This is a genomic window from Peribacillus sp. NPDC055009 (assembly GCF_053608705.1).
The window spans coordinates 25,815-41,959 of record NZ_JBSGVZ010000022.1 but is presented as its reverse complement, the minus strand read 5'-3'; the positions used below and the strand labels follow the sequence as shown (position 1 = coordinate 41,959).

General features: G+C 40.5%; 11 protein-coding genes. 7 read left to right on the top strand and 4 right to left on the bottom strand.

Translation table 11 applies throughout. From position 1 onward, the window contains the following. Nucleotides 1–189: 189 nt before the first annotated feature. Nucleotides 190–1,563, top strand: a complete 1,374-nt coding sequence (gene pbp4b, locus ACWF5P_RS23445) for a penicillin binding protein PBP4B (protein ID WP_452445367.1) — start codon at nucleotides 190–192, stop codon at nucleotides 1,561–1,563. An 89-nt stretch (nucleotides 1,564–1,652) separates the two neighbouring features. Here pbp4b and ACWF5P_RS23440 read toward each other — a convergent pair whose 3' ends face one another. Both ACWF5P_RS23440 and ACWF5P_RS23435 read right to left on the bottom strand, forming a co-directional pair. Continuing rightward, nucleotides 1,653–3,374, bottom strand: coding sequence for an ABC transporter ATP-binding protein (locus ACWF5P_RS23440; protein WP_452445360.1), 1,722 nt, complete (start codon nucleotides 3,372–3,374; stop codon nucleotides 1,653–1,655). Between the two features lie 103 nt (nucleotides 3,375–3,477). Next, the gene (locus ACWF5P_RS23435; protein ID WP_452445359.1) at nucleotides 3,478–4,479 is read right to left on the bottom strand and encodes an ABC transporter substrate-binding protein; all 1,002 of its coding nucleotides are present in this window, start codon (nucleotides 4,477–4,479) and stop codon (nucleotides 3,478–3,480) included. A gap of 135 nt (nucleotides 4,480–4,614) precedes the next feature. On the opposite strand from ACWF5P_RS23435, the gene ACWF5P_RS23430 reads away from it, so the two are divergent. The 5 genes from ACWF5P_RS23430 (at nucleotide 4,615) to ACWF5P_RS23410 (ending at nucleotide 10,719) form a co-directional block, all read left to right on the top strand. Next, entirely contained in the window at nucleotides 4,615–5,655 is a 1,041-nt protein-coding gene (locus tag ACWF5P_RS23430; protein ID WP_434168339.1) for an iron chelate uptake ABC transporter family permease subunit, read from the top strand. Then, nucleotides 5,655–6,680 carry a FecCD family ABC transporter permease gene (locus ACWF5P_RS23425; RefSeq protein WP_452445358.1) on the top strand — a complete coding sequence of 342 codons (1,026 nt, stop codon included), beginning with the start codon at nucleotides 5,655–5,657 and terminating at the stop codon, nucleotides 6,678–6,680. Before ACWF5P_RS23430 ends, ACWF5P_RS23425 begins: the two co-directional genes overlap by 1 nt. A gap of 240 nt (nucleotides 6,681–6,920) precedes the next feature. Further along, the gene (gene hutP, locus ACWF5P_RS23420; protein WP_095392619.1) at nucleotides 6,921–7,370 is read left to right on the top strand and encodes a hut operon transcriptional regulator HutP; all 450 of its coding nucleotides are present in this window, start codon (nucleotides 6,921–6,923) and stop codon (nucleotides 7,368–7,370) included. A 114-nt stretch (nucleotides 7,371–7,484) separates the two neighbouring features. Beyond that, a complete protein-coding gene (hutH, locus tag ACWF5P_RS23415) occupies nucleotides 7,485–9,002 on the top strand; it encodes a histidine ammonia-lyase (protein ID WP_101225639.1) in 1,518 nt (505 codons plus the stop codon). Between the two features lie 319 nt (nucleotides 9,003–9,321). Then, on the top strand, nucleotides 9,322–10,719 hold the full coding sequence (locus ACWF5P_RS23410) for an amino acid permease (protein ID WP_434169593.1): 1,398 nt from the start codon (nucleotides 9,322–9,324) through the stop codon (nucleotides 10,717–10,719). Nucleotides 10,720–11,392: 673 nt separating this feature from the next. Here ACWF5P_RS23410 and ACWF5P_RS23405 read toward each other — a convergent pair. Both ACWF5P_RS23405 and accD read right to left on the bottom strand, forming a co-directional pair. Next, nucleotides 11,393–12,346: an acetyl-CoA carboxylase carboxyltransferase subunit alpha gene (locus ACWF5P_RS23405; protein WP_434168341.1), complete on the bottom strand. Its 954-nt coding sequence runs from the start codon at nucleotides 12,344–12,346 to the stop codon at nucleotides 11,393–11,395. After that, the gene (gene accD / locus ACWF5P_RS23400; protein ID WP_230178649.1) at nucleotides 12,343–13,200 is read right to left on the bottom strand and encodes an acetyl-CoA carboxylase, carboxyltransferase subunit beta; all 858 of its coding nucleotides are present in this window, start codon (nucleotides 13,198–13,200) and stop codon (nucleotides 12,343–12,345) included. Before accD ends, ACWF5P_RS23405 begins: the two co-directional genes overlap by 4 nt. A gap of 1,737 nt (nucleotides 13,201–14,937) precedes the next feature. On the opposite strand from accD, the gene ACWF5P_RS23395 reads away from it, so the two are divergent. Then, on the top strand, nucleotides 14,938–16,143 hold the full coding sequence (locus tag ACWF5P_RS23395; RefSeq protein WP_101225643.1) for a quaternary amine ABC transporter ATP-binding protein: 1,206 nt from the start codon (nucleotides 14,938–14,940) through the stop codon (nucleotides 16,141–16,143). The last annotated feature ends 2 nt before the right edge of the window (nucleotides 16,144–16,145 follow it).

The following is a 16,145-nucleotide window of genomic DNA, read 5'->3' as shown; positions in this document are numbered from 1 at the left end:
ACTGATTTTGGGAAATGTCGCATTTATCAACTTGAGAATAAGATATCCCAATCGCAACCCGGAACATACACGATTAACACTTTATCGGATTGTGAATCCTGGTGAAAAAAGAACGGAATGGATGAGATTATTATCTTTCGGTAAAGTTGCTCTTTATTTTCTAAAGTGATTTCAAAGGGGTGGAAAATGATGAATATATGGACAAGCTGCACAATTAGTTCAATTCTGGCACTTTCCTTACTAGCACCATCCGTGTCTTTTGCTAATGAAAATCCAAATCATGAAGCCGCTGTGAGTAAGGAGACTGCAAGCCAGTATCCAATATTAAAGAAAGCAAAAAAACCGGAAGAAGCGGGCTTTTCGTCTGAAAAGCTGGAAAAAGTGGATCAGCTTATTGAAATGGAAGTGGCAGCCGGTTTCCCCGGTGCTGCCCTGATTGTCATAAAGGACGGGAAAATCGTTAAAAATGAAAGCTACGGGTACAAACAGAAGTTTAATGAACATACGCCTCTTAAGAAGTTTCAGAAGATGGAAAATGACACGTTGTTTGACCTTGCTTCAAACACGAAGATGTATGCAACCAATTTTGCCATTCAAAAATTAGTCAGCGAAGGCAAGCTAAATATCCAGGCAAGAGTCCAGCAGTACATTCCTGAATTCAAAGACACGGAGAAGGATGTAATCAAAGGAAAGGACAATCTGAGGATTATTGATGTTCTTCATCATACAGCAGGGTTCAGACCCGATCCCCAATACCATAATCCAAAGGTTTCTAAAGAACTTTATTCCCAGGAGCGGGATAAAACCATCGAGTTCATCTCAAAAACACCGCTCACATATGTACCTGGAACACAGAATGTCTACAGTGATGTCGATTATATGCTGCTTGGTGCCATTGTTGAAGAAATAACGGGTAAGCAGCTTGATGCGTATGTTGAACATGAATTGTACAAGCCGCTTGGGTTGAAAAATACTAAGTTCAATCCTCTTCAAAAGGGCTTTAAGCCAAAGGATTTTGCCGCAACTGAATTGCTTGGCAACACCCGTGATGGCGTGATAGACTTCCCTAACATTCGCACATACACACTTCAAGGGGAAGTACATGATGAAAAAGCATTTTATTCAATGGGAGGCGTTTCAGGGCATGCCGGTCTTTTCTCCAATACGGAAGATATGGCAGTCCTTCTGCAGGTGATGCTGAATGGCGGGGGATACGGTAAACATATGTTGTTTGATCAAGAAACCATCGATGAATTCGTCGCACCTTCCGAGATGAATCCTACATATGGGCTTGGGTGGAGACGAAATGGCGATGCTAGCATGGAATGGATGTTCAGCCCTTATGCGAGCGACAGTGCCTACGGTCATACTGGATGGACTGGGACGGTCACGATCATTGATCCGGAAATGGATTTAGGGATTGTGTTACTAACAAATAAAAAGCACTCTCCGCTCGTTAACCCTGTAGCCAATTCCAATCAGTTTTTTGGCGACCTCTTCACAACAGGAAGCTATGGAAGTGTTGTAACTGCAATTTATGAAGCATTGAAAACGAATGAATGAATGTGCATTTCCCATAAAGTTTAAGGCCTCCCAATAATGTTGGGAGGCCTTTTTTCTCGTTTATGGCATTCTTTTAGCCAAGCTCTATTCTACACAGTTTGGGCAAGGATCAGATTTTTATATGCTCCGTCTTGATGGAGCAAATTATCATGGGCACCTTGTTCGATGATTTCCCCATTTTGTACAACGATGATGCGATCGGCATGTTTAATTGTCGCTAATCTATGTGCAATGACAAGTGTAGTCCGATTTATCGAGAGTCGCTCCAATGCTTTCTGAACTGCTTTTTCGGTCTCGGTGTCTAGAGCGGAAGTGGCTTCATCAAGGATTAATATCGGTGGGTTCTTCAGGAATATACGAGCAATCGAGACACGCTGCTTTTGTCCTCCCGATAATTTCACTCCACGTTCTCCAATCAACGTTTCCAAGCCTTCTGGCAATTGTTCGATCAAGTCATTTAATTGAGCATCTTCGATGGCTTGGTTCAATTGGGCTTCGGTTGCCTCGGTATTGCCGTACATGATGTTATCCCTAATCGTTCCATCAAATAAAAAAACATCTTGTTGTACGATACCGATATGTTTTCTTAATGAAGTCAATTTGTAGTCCCTGATATCAATGCCATCAATTTTAATACTGCCTGACTGGATATCGTAGAAGCGGGGCAGCAAGCTGCATAATGTTGTTTTACCACCACCTGAAGCACCTACCAATGCTATCGTGTTACCTGCCGTAACAGAAAAAGAGATATCTTTCAGTATCGTTCTGTCCGCTTCATAGCCAAAAGAAACATTCTCAAAAACTACATCACCTTTTACGGAATCAACTTCGATTGCGTCCTTGACATCATGGATATCCGGGAACATATCAACCAATTCCAGGTATCTTTTAAACCCTGCATAACCCTTGGGCAAGGTTTCCAAAATCGAGCTGATTTGTTTGATTGGTGCTATGAAGATATTGGAAAGCATGATGAATGCCACGAATTCCCCATAAGTCATTTTTCCATGGATGACATACCAAGCCCCGCAGCCCAGCACGGTTAAGGCGACCAATTTCATGAGAATGAAGTTCATCGACGTACTCCACGCCATGATTTTATAAGCAAGGAGTTTTGTCAGGCGAAATTCTGAATTGCTGCGATTGAATAGCTGAATTTCATGAGCTTCTTTAGTAAAGGATTGGACAACGCGGATGCCGCTAATATTATTTTCGATACGGGCATTATAATTCGCGATATCACCGAACATCCTTTTAAAAGCCCTTGTCATTTTACGGCTGAAATAAACGGATAAGACTATTAAAAAGGGAACAACCGTAAATACGATAATGGCTAATTGCCAATTAATTTGGAACATGACGAAGAAGGCGCCAAAAATGGTCATGAACGCTATGAATAAATCCTCTGGACCATGGTGGGCGATTTCCCCGATATCCATTAAATCATTCGTCATCCTGGATACTAAATGCCCTGTTTTATTATTGTCGAAAAATTTAAAGGATTGCTTTTGCAGCTTGGAGAATAGATTTTCCCTAAGGTCCGTTTCGATGTTTATACCAAGTTTATGTCCGTAGTAAGAAACGATGAAGTTTAATAGAGTACTCAATAAGTAGATGGCAAGAAGAGCTACGCATGCTATTATTATGTATTTCCAATTGTTGGTTGGTAATAGATCGTCTATTATTCGGTTTACTGCCAGGGGAAAGACCAACTCTAAAACGGCAATTAAAACTGCACATGAAAAATCAATAATGAATAGCCTTTTATAAGGTTTATAATAATGTAAGAAACGCTTGATAACAGTAGACATGATATATCCTCTTTTTTCCTTGATTTCATCAAACATGATTCAAAATAGGTCCCCCATGAGGAAACAGGCAAAGGCCATCACTGCCTGTGATAGCCTTTTATTATTATTTCACTAAACTTTTTAAAACATTATCAATGATTTGTTCATTAGCGATTGCACCAGTGTATAACCAGCTTTCATCAGCAGAAAATTCATGAACATTTCCGGATTTTACAGCTGGTATGCTTTTCCATAAAGACTCATTCAAGGCTTTAGAGCCAGTTGATTCATCACTATTGATCAAGAAAAGGTGATCGGCATCCAATTCCACTAACTTCTCTAATGAAATGGCACTCCAGTTCCCAGTTGCACTAGCGGATATCTCTTTTACCACAGCGGGAACTTTCAAGCCTAAATCTCCGTACATTACAGCTCCGCTGGAAAGCGTTTCACTTACAACGAAGAATTTGCCGCCTACTAGCCAAATAGCTGCCACAGAAGGATTATCCGTTTCTTTTTTTAGTGTTTCTTTTGCTTTTGCAGCCTTAGCATCATACTTTTCTAAAGCTTTCTTAGCGGCCTCTTCTTTGCCGAATACTTCTCCAACGCGCTTAAGTTCATCACGCCAGTCATTGTTTACCTCGGTACCGATTACATATGTAGGTGCGGTTTTATTATATTGCTCATACTTTCCGCCTTCAACCATACTTGCAGAGTCCATGATGATTAAGTCTGGTTCCATTTTTTGAACAGCTTCAAATGGAAGGTCGTGTGGAATGGTAGGGATTCCATCAAGTTCGTCTTGTAAATACCCCTGTATACTTGCCCCATCTTTTACACTCCATTGAGCGACAGGCTTTATCCCGAGAGTGACAAGATTATCTTCAAGATATGTAGCGATGACACGTTTCGGATTAGCTGGGACAACTACCTTATTCCCCATTGCATCCGTTAAGGTTCTTGTTTTGGCTTCTTCTTGTTGGTCTTTAGCTGAGGTTTGATCTGTTTTATTTGTCGAAGATTGACTATCCGTCGCTTCTTCGTCACCGCAGGCAGCTAATGAAAGTGCTAATAATCCTGCGCCCATCGCCTGCAACATTTTTTTCGTGCTCATAACTTTATACATTTGAATCCTCCTAAGGATATGATAGAATATACTGTGAATGATAATGATTATCGATTTCAATTAATTTAAATATAGAAACCACTCATTGTCAATCGTTATTTTTGCATTTTCACTTTGGAGAGAGTAGCTGTTAAGATGAATTCAAAAACGGAAATAAATAAGATACCACTAAATACATATAAAAATAGATTAGTAAGTTTGATACTAATAATAGTAGGTATTGGGTTATTGCTCATTTCGGTCGTGGCTTCGATTAACTTTGGGGCTGCCGATTTGAGCTATCGTGATGTTTATAACGCATTATTTCATTTCGATGAAGATAATCCGGCTCATACGATCATTCGGCAATTAAGGTTTCCGCGTGCGGTCGCCGCAATATGTGTAGGAGCTGCTTTAGCTGTTTCAGGAGCGATCATGCAGGGAATGACAAGAAATCCATTGGCATCACCTTCGATAATGGGTGTAACGGCGGGGTCTTCATTTTTAATTGCAATTGCTCTCGTGGCTATACCAGGTGTTACTTACCTAGGTTTAATGATGTTCTCTTTTGTAGGGGCAGGTTTAGGAGCTGCATTAGTTTTCGGGATTACATCGTTTTCCAGAGGCGGCATTACACCAGTAAAGCTCGCGTTGGCCGGCTCGGCCATTACATCCTTGCTTAGCTCACTTTCTACGGCTGTCGGGATTAAATTCAATATTTCAAAGGATATAAGCTATTGGTTTGCCGGGGGAGTTTCAAGTGTGCAGCCGCAGCATGTTTTATTTACACTTCCATTTATATTGGCCGGGCTATTATTAGCCTTGGCCCTTTCCCGTTCTATTTCCATTCTCAGCCTAGGTGAAGAAGTGGCAAAAGGTCTTGGTCAAAATACAGGCATAGTGAAACTAATGGGAACGATTGTGGTATTGCTGCTGACGGGAGCTGCGGTATCGATAGCGGGAATGATAGGATTCATAGGCTTGGTCATTCCCCACATTACAAGGTTTTTGGTAGGTAATGATTATCGGCTGATCATTCCATGTTCTGCAATTTTGGGTGGTGTGCTATTGATTGTGGCCGATATCGTCGGGCGTATGGTGAATGCCCCATTCGAGACGCCTGTCGGAGCCATAACGGCCATTATCGGCGTCCCCTTTTTCCTTTATTTAGCACGTAAGGAAGGGAGGGGATTATGATGCCCAAGCATTCAGACCCAAAAGAGGGAATGTTTAAGAAGCTGCTTTTATTAACTGGCGTTTTAACCGTCATAGTCTTTTTCATTAGCATTAATGCAGGCTACATTAAGATTCCATTGATTGACGTCATAACGACATTATCGGGAAATGGCACTGCTCAAAACGAATTGACGATTTTGGAATTTCGTTTACCAAGAATCGTTTTAGCTATTCTAGTTGGAATGGGAATTGCCATATCAGGGGCCATTCTGCAAGGCATCTCACAGAATCCCTTAGCTGACCCTGGGATCCTTGGCATCAATGCAGGAGCAGGGTTCACAGTTGTACTATATATGTTCTTCTTCCAGGGCACTGCATTTTTCAAGGGTTGGTCATCGGTATTCATCATGCCTTTCACTGCTTTAGTGGGTTCTTTCCTTGCCGCTTTTTTAATTTATGCACTATCTTGGAAAAAAGGGAAGGTGACGCCTGCGAGATTATTATTGGTAGGCATAGGAATCAATGCAGCATTCGGTGCAGGTCTGGTCATCTTCCAGATGAAAATGGAACCGAACAATTTCATGAAGGCATTAATCTGGTTATCCGGGACGATCTGGGGGACGAATTGGACTTTTGTATGGGCGTTATTACCGTGGTTGATCGTATTGATACCTTTAGCGATTTATAAATCCAAAGTATTGGATGTTTTGCGCTTGGGTGACTCGATTGCCATTGGAGTTGGTGTACAGGTAGAAAAGGAACGCAGGCTTTTATTGCTGATTTCAGTCGCCTTGGCAGGTGTATGCGTTTCGGTGGGCGGAGGCATTACGTTTTTAGGCCTGATTGCACCGCATATAGCCAGGAGATTAGTGGGGGCAAGACATGCAAAACTACTTCCGCTTACTGCAATCCTAGGTTCCTTATTGCTGTTATCTGCCGATACTTTAGGTAGGGTCATCATGGCCCCGATGGAATTGCCAGTGGGGATTATCGTTTCAATTTTAGGAGCGCCGTATTTTATCTATTTACTCGTGAAAAACATTTAAAGAAGTACAGAAAAGTTGCAGAAAAAAAAGCCCGTTTTCAGGACGTTTATGAGGATGGGTTTTTTTGCAGTTTTCAAAGAATTTTGATGAGAACTGTACGAACAGAAAGCGGCTCTCGGGAGTGATGAATCATCCCCTAAAAGAACTATTTTAAAAAATATATTGACCGAACGGCTTGTATCCGCTTACAATAATATTTAGTTATTAGTGTATTTAGAAAATTGTAAAAGAGGTACCTGCATGACAAAGGAATTCGACAGAAGAATCGGGCGCCATGCAATCATGTACGCGTTTGCGAACGAAGAAGAAGAAGTCATATTGACGAATGACCTTAAGCGGATGGATTGGCTTTATGGAAAAGGTAAAGTCGGTTCAATGGAGCTGCAGAAAATAGTTGCGGCCATTGAGACATCAGCGAAAAGACTTGGATTAGTCAATCCCGATATGTATCGTGAAATGCATGCGCTGTATCATGCGATCATCGAAGCACTCCAAGGAGTGACACGCGGCCAGGTTGAGCTTGGCGGTCTTTTGAGGACTGCGGGACTTCGGTTTGCCATCGTTCGGGGCAGGCCGTTTAAAAACGGGGACGAAGGTGAATGGATTGCTGTAGCCGTGTATGGAACGATTGGAGCACCGGTTCGGGGATTTGAACATGAAGCCGTTGGCTTGGGAATTAACCACATTTAAATAATTAAAAGCCTATAGTTATTTAGTGAAATAGGGGGCTGTATTGAAAGACTGGATAAGTCTGTCAATACGGCCTCCTTTTGTTTGTTTAAAAAAAGAATAGGGGTGCAGGAAATGATTATGTTAACGGGCCAAACTTTAACGATTGAAGAAGCAAAAAAAGTGTTATATGGGGAGGCATTTGTCACGGCTTCTGCCGAGAGTGTCAAGAAAGTTGAAAAGAGCCGGGAAGCGGTTGAAAATATCGTGAAGCAAAAGAAAGTCATCTATGGCATCACAACAGGTTTTGGAAAATTCAGCGATGTATTGATTGATGCAGAGGACGCAGAGCAGCTACAGTGGAATTTGATTCATTCCCATGCTTGCGGAGTCGGGGAGCCGTTTCCTGAGGTCGTTTCGAGAGCTATGGTCCTTCTCCGTGCCAATGCGCTATTAAAAGGGTTTTCCGGTGTGCGTCCTGTCGTCATTGAACGTTTGATCGATCTTTTGAATGCCCATATCCATCCGGTCATCCCTCAGCAAGGATCTCTTGGAGCAAGCGGGGACTTGGCGCCGCTTTCCCATTTGGCGCTAGTATTGATGGGAGAAGGGGAAGTGTTTTATAAAGGAGAGCGAATGGAGGCCATCATAGCTTTATCGAAGGAAGGCATTCTTCCTCTGACTCTTAAAGCAAAAGAAGGTCTTGCATTAATAAATGGAACACAGGCCATGACTGGGATGGGCCTCGTCAATTACATTGAAGCCGAACAGCTGGCACATCAAACTGAAGCGATCGCTTCACTGACGTTAGAAGGTTTACGCGGCATAGAAGATGCCTTTGATGCCGATGTTCATCTAGCACGAGGCTACCGCCAGCAAACAGAGGTCGCGGAACGGATTCGTCGCATGATCAGCGGCAGCCAGCTCATCACGAAGCAAGGGGAACTGCGGGTACAGGATGCTTATTCGCTCCGCTGCATTCCGCAAGTGCATGGGGCATCATGGCAAACACTTGATTATGTAAAAGAAAAACTGGAAATTGAAATGAATGCAGCGACGGATAATCCGCTTATTTTTGACGATGGGGAAAAGGTTATTTCAGGGGGTAACTTCCATGGCCAGCCGATTGCATTTGCGATGGACTTCATGAAAATCGCTGTTGCAGAGCTTGCGAACATTTCAGAGCGCCGCATTGAGCGACTCGTCAATCCTCAGCTGAATGATTTACCGCCATTCTTAAGTCCGTCACCTGGCTTGCAGTCGGGAGCGATGATCATGCAATATTGTGCCGCTTCACTAGTTTCTGAGAATAAAACACTCGCCCATCCTGCAAGTGTTGATTCCATTCCATCTTCAGCGAACCAGGAAGATCATGTAAGCATGGGAACGATTGGGTCCCGACACGCACATCAAATCATTCAGAACGTACGCCGCGTTTTGGCGATTGAGCTCATTTGTGCCTTACAGGCGGTGGAATACCGCGGAACAGAAAAGATGGCTCCGTTTACAAAAGAGTTTTATACGGAAGCAAGAAAGCTCATTCCAAGCATTACACAAGATCGTATCTTTTCTAAAGATATTGAAGCAACGGCTAGCTGGTTACATCAAATCGATTGGAATTCATTTATTCATAGGAGTTTACCTACAACATAATATGAAGTGCGGAATATCCGAATGAAAGTTAGGCTTATAGCCCTTTGGGTTTTAAGCCTAACATCGTTATGTAAATGCTACATAGATCCCAGAAATCCAAAAAGGTCTCAGCTTTAGAGAAAATGACCTTGAAATAGTAATAAATGCAGGAAATGACCATTGATGGAATGATTGGCTTTACCTATTCGTGCTAGATTAAAAATGCATTTTTGGAGGGGAATCTAATTTGGAAAATCGGCAATTGCAACCACCTGTCATAAATGAAAAAAACCAGCCGTCAAATACTTTACAAAGGAAGCTGAAAGCGCGCCACCTTACGATGATATCGCTAGGCGGTGCAATTGGTACAGGGCTGTTTCTCGGAAGCGGGCCGGCCATTCACTCTGCAGGACCTGGCGGTGCTTTGGTCGCTTACACAGTAATTGGCATAATGGTTTATTTTATTATGACAAGCCTAGGTGAACTGGCATCATTTATGCCAGTCAGCGGAGCTTTCAGTACCTATGCTACGCGTTTCATCGACCCGGCATTAGGGTTTGCGCTTGGTTGGAACTATTGGTTCACTTGGGCGATGACACTTGCCGCGGAACTATCTGCCGCAACGATGGTAATGAAGTTTTGGTTTCCTGACAGCTCGTCTTTTTTATGGAGTTCATTGTTTTTAGTTTTAATATTCTTATTGAATTACGTATCCGTTAAAGGGTATGGCGAAGGGGAATATTGGTTTTCCCTCATTAAAGTGGCAACCATCATCATTTTTATAGTAGTCGGAATATTGATGATATTTGGAATCATGAACGGAGAGGCGATTGGTTTTAAAAACTTCACAGTTGGTGACGCTCCGTTTGCCGGTGGTTTTTTGGCTACATTGGGTATTTTCATTGCTGCTGGATTTTCTTTTCAAGGTACAGAAATAGTCGGTGTTGCAGCCGGTGAAAGTGAAAACCCGGCAAAAAATGTACCTCGTGCAGTTCGCAGCATTTTCTGGAGGATATTCCTCTTTTACATCCTAGCCATACTTGTTATTGGACTGATCGTTCCTTATACGAATGGCAGTCTGCAAGGACACACGATCATGGTTAGCCCATTTACGATGGTGTTTGAAAAAGTGGGACTGGCATTCGCTGCTTCCGTGATGAATGCCATCATTTTGACAGCTGTATTATCCGCTGGAAATTCGAGTCTTTACGTGACGAGCCGAATGTTGTACTCAATGGCAAAAGAAGGGCTGGCACCGCGTATTTTTGGGAAGCTTAACAAGCGCGGCGTTCCCATTTGGGGACTGGCAGTCACTTCACTTGTAGGGATGCTGGCATTTTTTGCTTCCGTTTTCGGTGATGGAGTTATTTATATTTGGCTTATGAATGCTGTTGGAGTCACTGGATTTATATTTTGGCTGGGAATAGCGGCGAGCCATTATCGGTTTAGAAAAGCCTATATTGCTCAAGGGTATTCACTGGACGATCTTCCCTATAAGTCAAAGTGGTTTCCTTTTGGACCGATATTTTCCTTTGCTCTTTGCTTTTTCGTTTTATCGGCGCAAAACTATCAGGCCTTCATTGGCGATGAAATTAACTGGGCCAGTGTGTTCGCTGCCTATCTTGGCATTCCATTCTTTCTGGTAATGTGGCTTGGATATAAGTTCATTAAGAAAACAAAAGTAGTTCCGCTAAAGGATTGCAAAATTGATTTTGATGAACATAGGAATGCAAAATAGACATGAGACTTCTTTTAATAATTTATTTGGATTAATTATTAAAAAATACAACTTTCTTTGTTAGGATCGTTAGAAGCCTTTAAATGACAAGGTTTCTTACCGCCAAGAAACAAAACAAACAATAATTTGAAGTGATGAAAAAATGATCATCGGTCAGTTGATTAAGCCGAAGTAACAGTTGGAGATGATTGAATCAATACGCACTATATCAATTTCATTTTAGGGATATTCCTTTTTTAAGAAGTATTATCCCATTATCCCCCTACAAGTAGAGTGACAAGATGTCCTTAATAATCTACCTGGAGGGGATTTTTTTATGGAGGAAAAGGGATAAACATTTAAAACATATACAGAAGAATTAAAACGTGAAGTCGTTCGATAAAGTTGGAGAGGTTCATTGAATTTATGCTTTGTTTAATAGGAAAGGAACTTACCTTGATATAGATTAATTAACCGTTTTGTAAAACAGAGATAAGCCCTTCCAAAAGGGTTTGGAGGGTTACTTGGCATGGCCATGAATATTGTAACAATAGGATATATAATAATTCAGGTTAATTGGGGAGGAAAGACATTGATAATATATTTTGTCTTATAAGATATATGAAGGTATTGTTAAGTCTATCGACTATATGAAATGGTCTATGAACACGTTGGAAAATAATGGTTAATATACTTAATTAAATTTCCTTTCTTCCATATACTCACCAATTTTGCGAAACTTATCAAAACGCTGTTGACGTAGAATGCCTTTATCTAATTGACCAAGTTCTTGTAATGCCTTTCGTAATGTTTCTTTGATAAATTGCGATTGAAGTGGGGTGTCAATATGTGCTCCACCAACAGGTTCTTTGATGACCTCATCAATCACCCCTAGTTCCATCAAGTCCTTAGCCGTAATTTTCAATACTTCAGCTGCTCGTTTTGCTTGTGTGGCATCCTTCCATAACACTGCTGCTGCTCCTTCAGGTGAAATAACCGAATAAAATGTGTTTTCTAGCATGTAGATTCGATTACCAATCCCTAGAGCCAACGCACCACCACTCCCACCTTCACCAACTACAAAGCAGATGATTGGTACTCCAAAACTAGCCATTTCACGAAGATTGTGGGCGATAGCTTGAGATTGTCCACGTTCTTCAGCCTCACGTCCTGGGAAGGCCCCTGGCGTGTTAATAAATGTTACGATGGGGCGATTGAACTTATTGGCTTGTTGCATAATTCTTATGGCTTTTCTGTAGCCTTCAGGTTGCGACATGCCAAAACGACGATAGATATTGTCTTTTGTATTTTGACCTTTTTGATTTCCTAAAACAGTTATAGGCATTCCTTCGAAGGTAGCTATTCCTGAAACTAATGCAGGGTCTTCCCCATAAAGTCTGTCACCATGAAGTTCAATAAAGTCTTCAAAAATATGGTGGATATAATCTAAAGTAGTTGGGCGTTGTTGAATTCTAGATAGTTGAATTTTATCCCAAACTTCCATATTTTCATTAAGATGAATTTTGATTTCATTGACTTTTTGCTCAAGATTTTTTAATACTTCGTTAAGGTCAAGATTATGCTTTGTAGACACCTCTTTCAGTTCAGCAATTTGATTTTCCAGTTGTTTTAATTCTTGCAAATTCATCGTTTAAAACACTCCCTGAAATTGAGATGATGGATTTTTAAAATGGTTGTTAATGATTGTTTTAATTCATTCCTATTTACAACCATATCCAGTTGCCCATGTTCCAATAAAAATTCAGAGGTTTGAAAATTCTCTGGAAGTTCTTCTCTTATAGTCTGTTCAATTATGCGTCTTCCTGCAAAGCCAATTAAAGCTTGTGGTTCGGCAATATTGATATCACCTAATGAAGCGAAACTAGCAGAAACTCCACCCGTTGTAGGATTGGTTAAAACGGATACGAAAAGAATTTTTTCGTAGTTTAGTTGTTCTAAAGCAACACTTGTTTTTGCCATCTGCATGAGACTAAGAATTCCTTCTTGCATGCGAGCTCCGCCGCTTGCTGAAAACAATATAAATGGTTTTCGTGTTTTTAATGACTTCTCAATGGCTCTTGTGATTTTTTCACCGACTGCTGATCCCATGCTTCCCATACGGAAACGAGAATCCATGACACCAATCACAACCGGATAGCCACCTATGGAAGCTTCCCCAGTAATAACCGCATCATTTAATGCAGTCTTATTCTTATCAGAAATTAATTTATCTGTATATTCAGGGAAGTTCAACGGGTCAACGGAAATTAAACTTTTATTGAATTCCGAAAAAGAACTACTATCTGTAAGCATTGAAATGCGGTCATAAGCTGTAACGGGGTAGTGATATTGGCATTTCGGACATACATTCAATTCTATTTTCATAAGAGATTCATCATAGGTTTCCCCACATGATTTACAAGTAAAAGGGATGGGAGTAAAGCTTTTGTCTATTTCAAAAAAAGAGTTCGATTCTATTTTTTCTCTTTTTAATGGATACATCTTCATCAATCCTCCTGTGGTAAGACCGCCGTATTACAAGTTACGCTCACCATTCTTTAAAATGTGGAGCGTGATTTTTAGCTTTTCTTAAAAAGTTTTATACAATCAGAAATCATTCTAGAGAATAAAAATTTTATTTGGTGGGTGCTTCATAGAAATTATCTATTCCTGTATGAATGCATTTTTACTTGAAAAATCAGAAACTTACGATTTTATTGACGGGAATTACGTAGGCTTGTATACAAACCGAGTATACAAACATTAAGACTTCTTATTATTTTTCTATAAAGAGGATAAAGGTTACTTAGCTTAACAGAACGGTTGTTTGAAGTGTATGAGTGTAATCATTATTTATCGCTCACCATTATTCCAATTCTTAGAAAGAACGATTTACCAAATAGCAAAGCGTCATCTAATAAAGCTAATACTCCCATTGTTGGTGTAAGCTCATAATATGCATTTACGAATATAATTGAATGGGCTCATTCTTCAGTGGATAATATTTTATTGGTTTATCAGATTGTAAAAAGATAAAGATTAATAGTTTTTTTAATCTAAAGGGGCAGATTAGGATTTTGTTTAACAAGAACTCTAGGGATGTTAGGATATCATTTGGGGGAATACGGTTGTTATCTGCCGGACAACCTCATAAAAAATATTTTAAAATAACAAAAAATGATTGAAAATAAAATCTTGATAATGAACAGTTAGGCAATAGAGGTGTAGCGATTGGTCACACCGGTTTAGTAAAAATACATGTTGGTGATGGGCTGTATTTTTTTTAATATCTTTTGCAACATTGAAAACTTGTACAGCCAAAGAGGCTCTATGAATGGATTAATTGAAAGAAGTCAATCTATAACTAAGTAGCCATATATCGTCTTTTTGTACTTCTGGTTTTGTCCTCGAAGAGTATTCGATTGTAAGATTATTTCCCATTTAAAAAAAATGATAAATCGTGGGTCTGAAAAAATGTTTCGATGCCCCGGTTATTGCTTAAACCGTTGCTAAGTCAATGTTTATAGAGGGATGGTGCCACTTTCATATGGTGCACCATCTTAACGTATATACACAACAATTCCGCCCCACATCATTTGAATTTATATTCATTCTTTGTTAAGGTAATGAAGTACTTTAGGGATAGCGGTTCATTCCGTGTGCTGGGACTGAACAAAACCCTAAAATAAAAAACCATTATATTTCAGTTGGTATATGCTGTGCCTGTTAGTTTCCTCAGTTGTATTGCATCTCTTTTCCCTGCTAGCTCCAATAAGACACATTGGGAATCCCATAATCATATTTCTATGCGTTTTGGTGTTATACTGCACTGCAAGTACCATTCCACCTGGTTAAGGAAATGAAATACATTAGAGGGTAGTCGTAAGTCCATCTGGACAAAACTCTAAGTGGAATCGTTTATATTACAGTTGGTATATGTTGTGCCTGCTTGTTTCCTCAGTTGTGATTGCACCTCTTTTTTTCCTACTTGAAATGCTCAATTTATCACACATAATATAATCCAAGTAAAGAAGTACTTCTTGGGAATAATAAATATAGATTATTTTTCTATGCACGTTATGCCCTGTGCACTGAATAAGTGTCACTTCCGTAAAAGTAATGGGGTAGATTTTCGGTTATTTCAAGGTACTTGTGCATTAATAATCATCACTCGCATAAAACGGGGGAATTCAGCAAAACTGAATATCATATGGGCAACTATTAGAATGAGGTGACTTGATGAAGCCGTATGTAGAAGTCAGAAATGTCTCGAAAATTTTTGGCAAATCTCCAAAAGCAGCAACAGACTTATTGAAGCAAGGCAAAACGAAAAAAGAAATCTTGAAAGAAACGGGACAAACGGTCGGAGTGAATAATGTTAATTTCGAGATTTATCCCGGCGAGATTTTTGTCATCATGGGCCTATCAGGTAGCGGGAAATCCACTTTGATCCGCATGTTCAATCGTTTGATCGATCCCACTTTGGGTGAAATCTTAATTGATGATGAAGATATCGTGAAGATGAATGCTGCCCGGTTAAGGGAAGTCAGACAAAAGAAAATAAGCATGGTCTTTCAGAACTTTGCTTTATTTCCGCATAAAACGATATTGGAAAACGCTGAATTCGGGCTCGAAATTCAAAAAGTGGATCCGGCAAAACGTCATGAAAATGCGATGAAGGCTCTTGAGGCCGTTGGATTGAAAGGCTACGAAAATCAGATGCCATCACAGCTTAGCGGCGGTATGCAGCAAAGGGTTGGGTTAGCCCGGGCACTCGCCAGTGATACGGATATCCTACTGATGGATGAAGCCTTCAGTGCCCTTGATCCATTGATTCGTAAGGATATGCAGGATGAACTGATTCAAATACAAGATCAGTACAAAAAAACGATCATTTTCATTACCCATGATCTTGATGAAGCATTAAGGATCGGGGATAGAATTGCCCTTATGAAAGATGGAAGTGTAATTCAATTGGGTACCCCTGAACAAATCATGATGAATCCAGCCAATGAATTCGTCGAGAAGTTTGTGGAAGATGTTGATCTATCAAAAGTATTGACAGCGTCTCATGTGATGATACGCCCAGAGAAGATTGCGGTGGACAGAGGCCCGAGGGTTGCCTTGGAAATCATGCGCAAACAAGGGTATTCCAGCATTTTCGTTGTGGATAGGAAGCAGAAGTTATTGGGGGCGGTGACTGCTGAACAGGCACGTCAGGCAATGAGTAATAACCAATCGATTTCTGAAGTGATGACAACCGATATCCCAACTGTAAAAGAGGATGAATTACTTGGAAACCTCATGGATGTGATGGCGACTTCAAGCTTGCCAATCTCAGTCATCGATGATCAGAACAGAATTAAAGGAATTCTTCTTCGCGGTGCCGTTATCGGTGCTTTGGCCGGAAATAAAGATTCCTTGAATGAAATGGAGAGTGAATAATT

What these genes read in the sequence shown, in the direction of transcription:
- pbp4b (WP_452445367.1), top strand. Translation starts at nt 190, where the DNA reads ATGAATATATGGACAAGCTGCACAATTAGTTCAATTCTGGCACTTTCC.
- ACWF5P_RS23440 (WP_452445360.1), bottom strand. Translation starts at nt 3,374, where the DNA reads ATGTCTACTGTTATCAAGCGTTTCTTACATTATTATAAACCTTATAAA.
- ACWF5P_RS23435 (WP_452445359.1), bottom strand. Translation starts at nt 4,479, where the DNA reads ATGTATAAAGTTATGAGCACGAAAAAAATGTTGCAGGCGATGGGCGCA.
- ACWF5P_RS23430 (WP_434168339.1), top strand. Translation starts at nt 4,615, where the DNA reads ATGAATTCAAAAACGGAAATAAATAAGATACCACTAAATACATATAAA.
- ACWF5P_RS23425 (WP_452445358.1), top strand. Translation starts at nt 5,655, where the DNA reads ATGCCCAAGCATTCAGACCCAAAAGAGGGAATGTTTAAGAAGCTGCTT.
- hutP (WP_095392619.1), top strand. Translation starts at nt 6,921, where the DNA reads ATGACAAAGGAATTCGACAGAAGAATCGGGCGCCATGCAATCATGTAC.
- hutH (WP_101225639.1), top strand. Translation starts at nt 7,485, where the DNA reads ATGATTATGTTAACGGGCCAAACTTTAACGATTGAAGAAGCAAAAAAA.
- ACWF5P_RS23410 (WP_434169593.1), top strand. Translation starts at nt 9,322, where the DNA reads ATGATATCGCTAGGCGGTGCAATTGGTACAGGGCTGTTTCTCGGAAGC.
- ACWF5P_RS23405 (WP_434168341.1), bottom strand. Translation starts at nt 12,346, where the DNA reads ATGAATTTGCAAGAATTAAAACAACTGGAAAATCAAATTGCTGAACTG.
- accD (WP_230178649.1), bottom strand. Translation starts at nt 13,200, where the DNA reads ATGTATCCATTAAAAAGAGAAAAAATAGAATCGAACTCTTTTTTTGAA.
- ACWF5P_RS23395 (WP_101225643.1), top strand. Translation starts at nt 14,938, where the DNA reads ATGAAGCCGTATGTAGAAGTCAGAAATGTCTCGAAAATTTTTGGCAAA.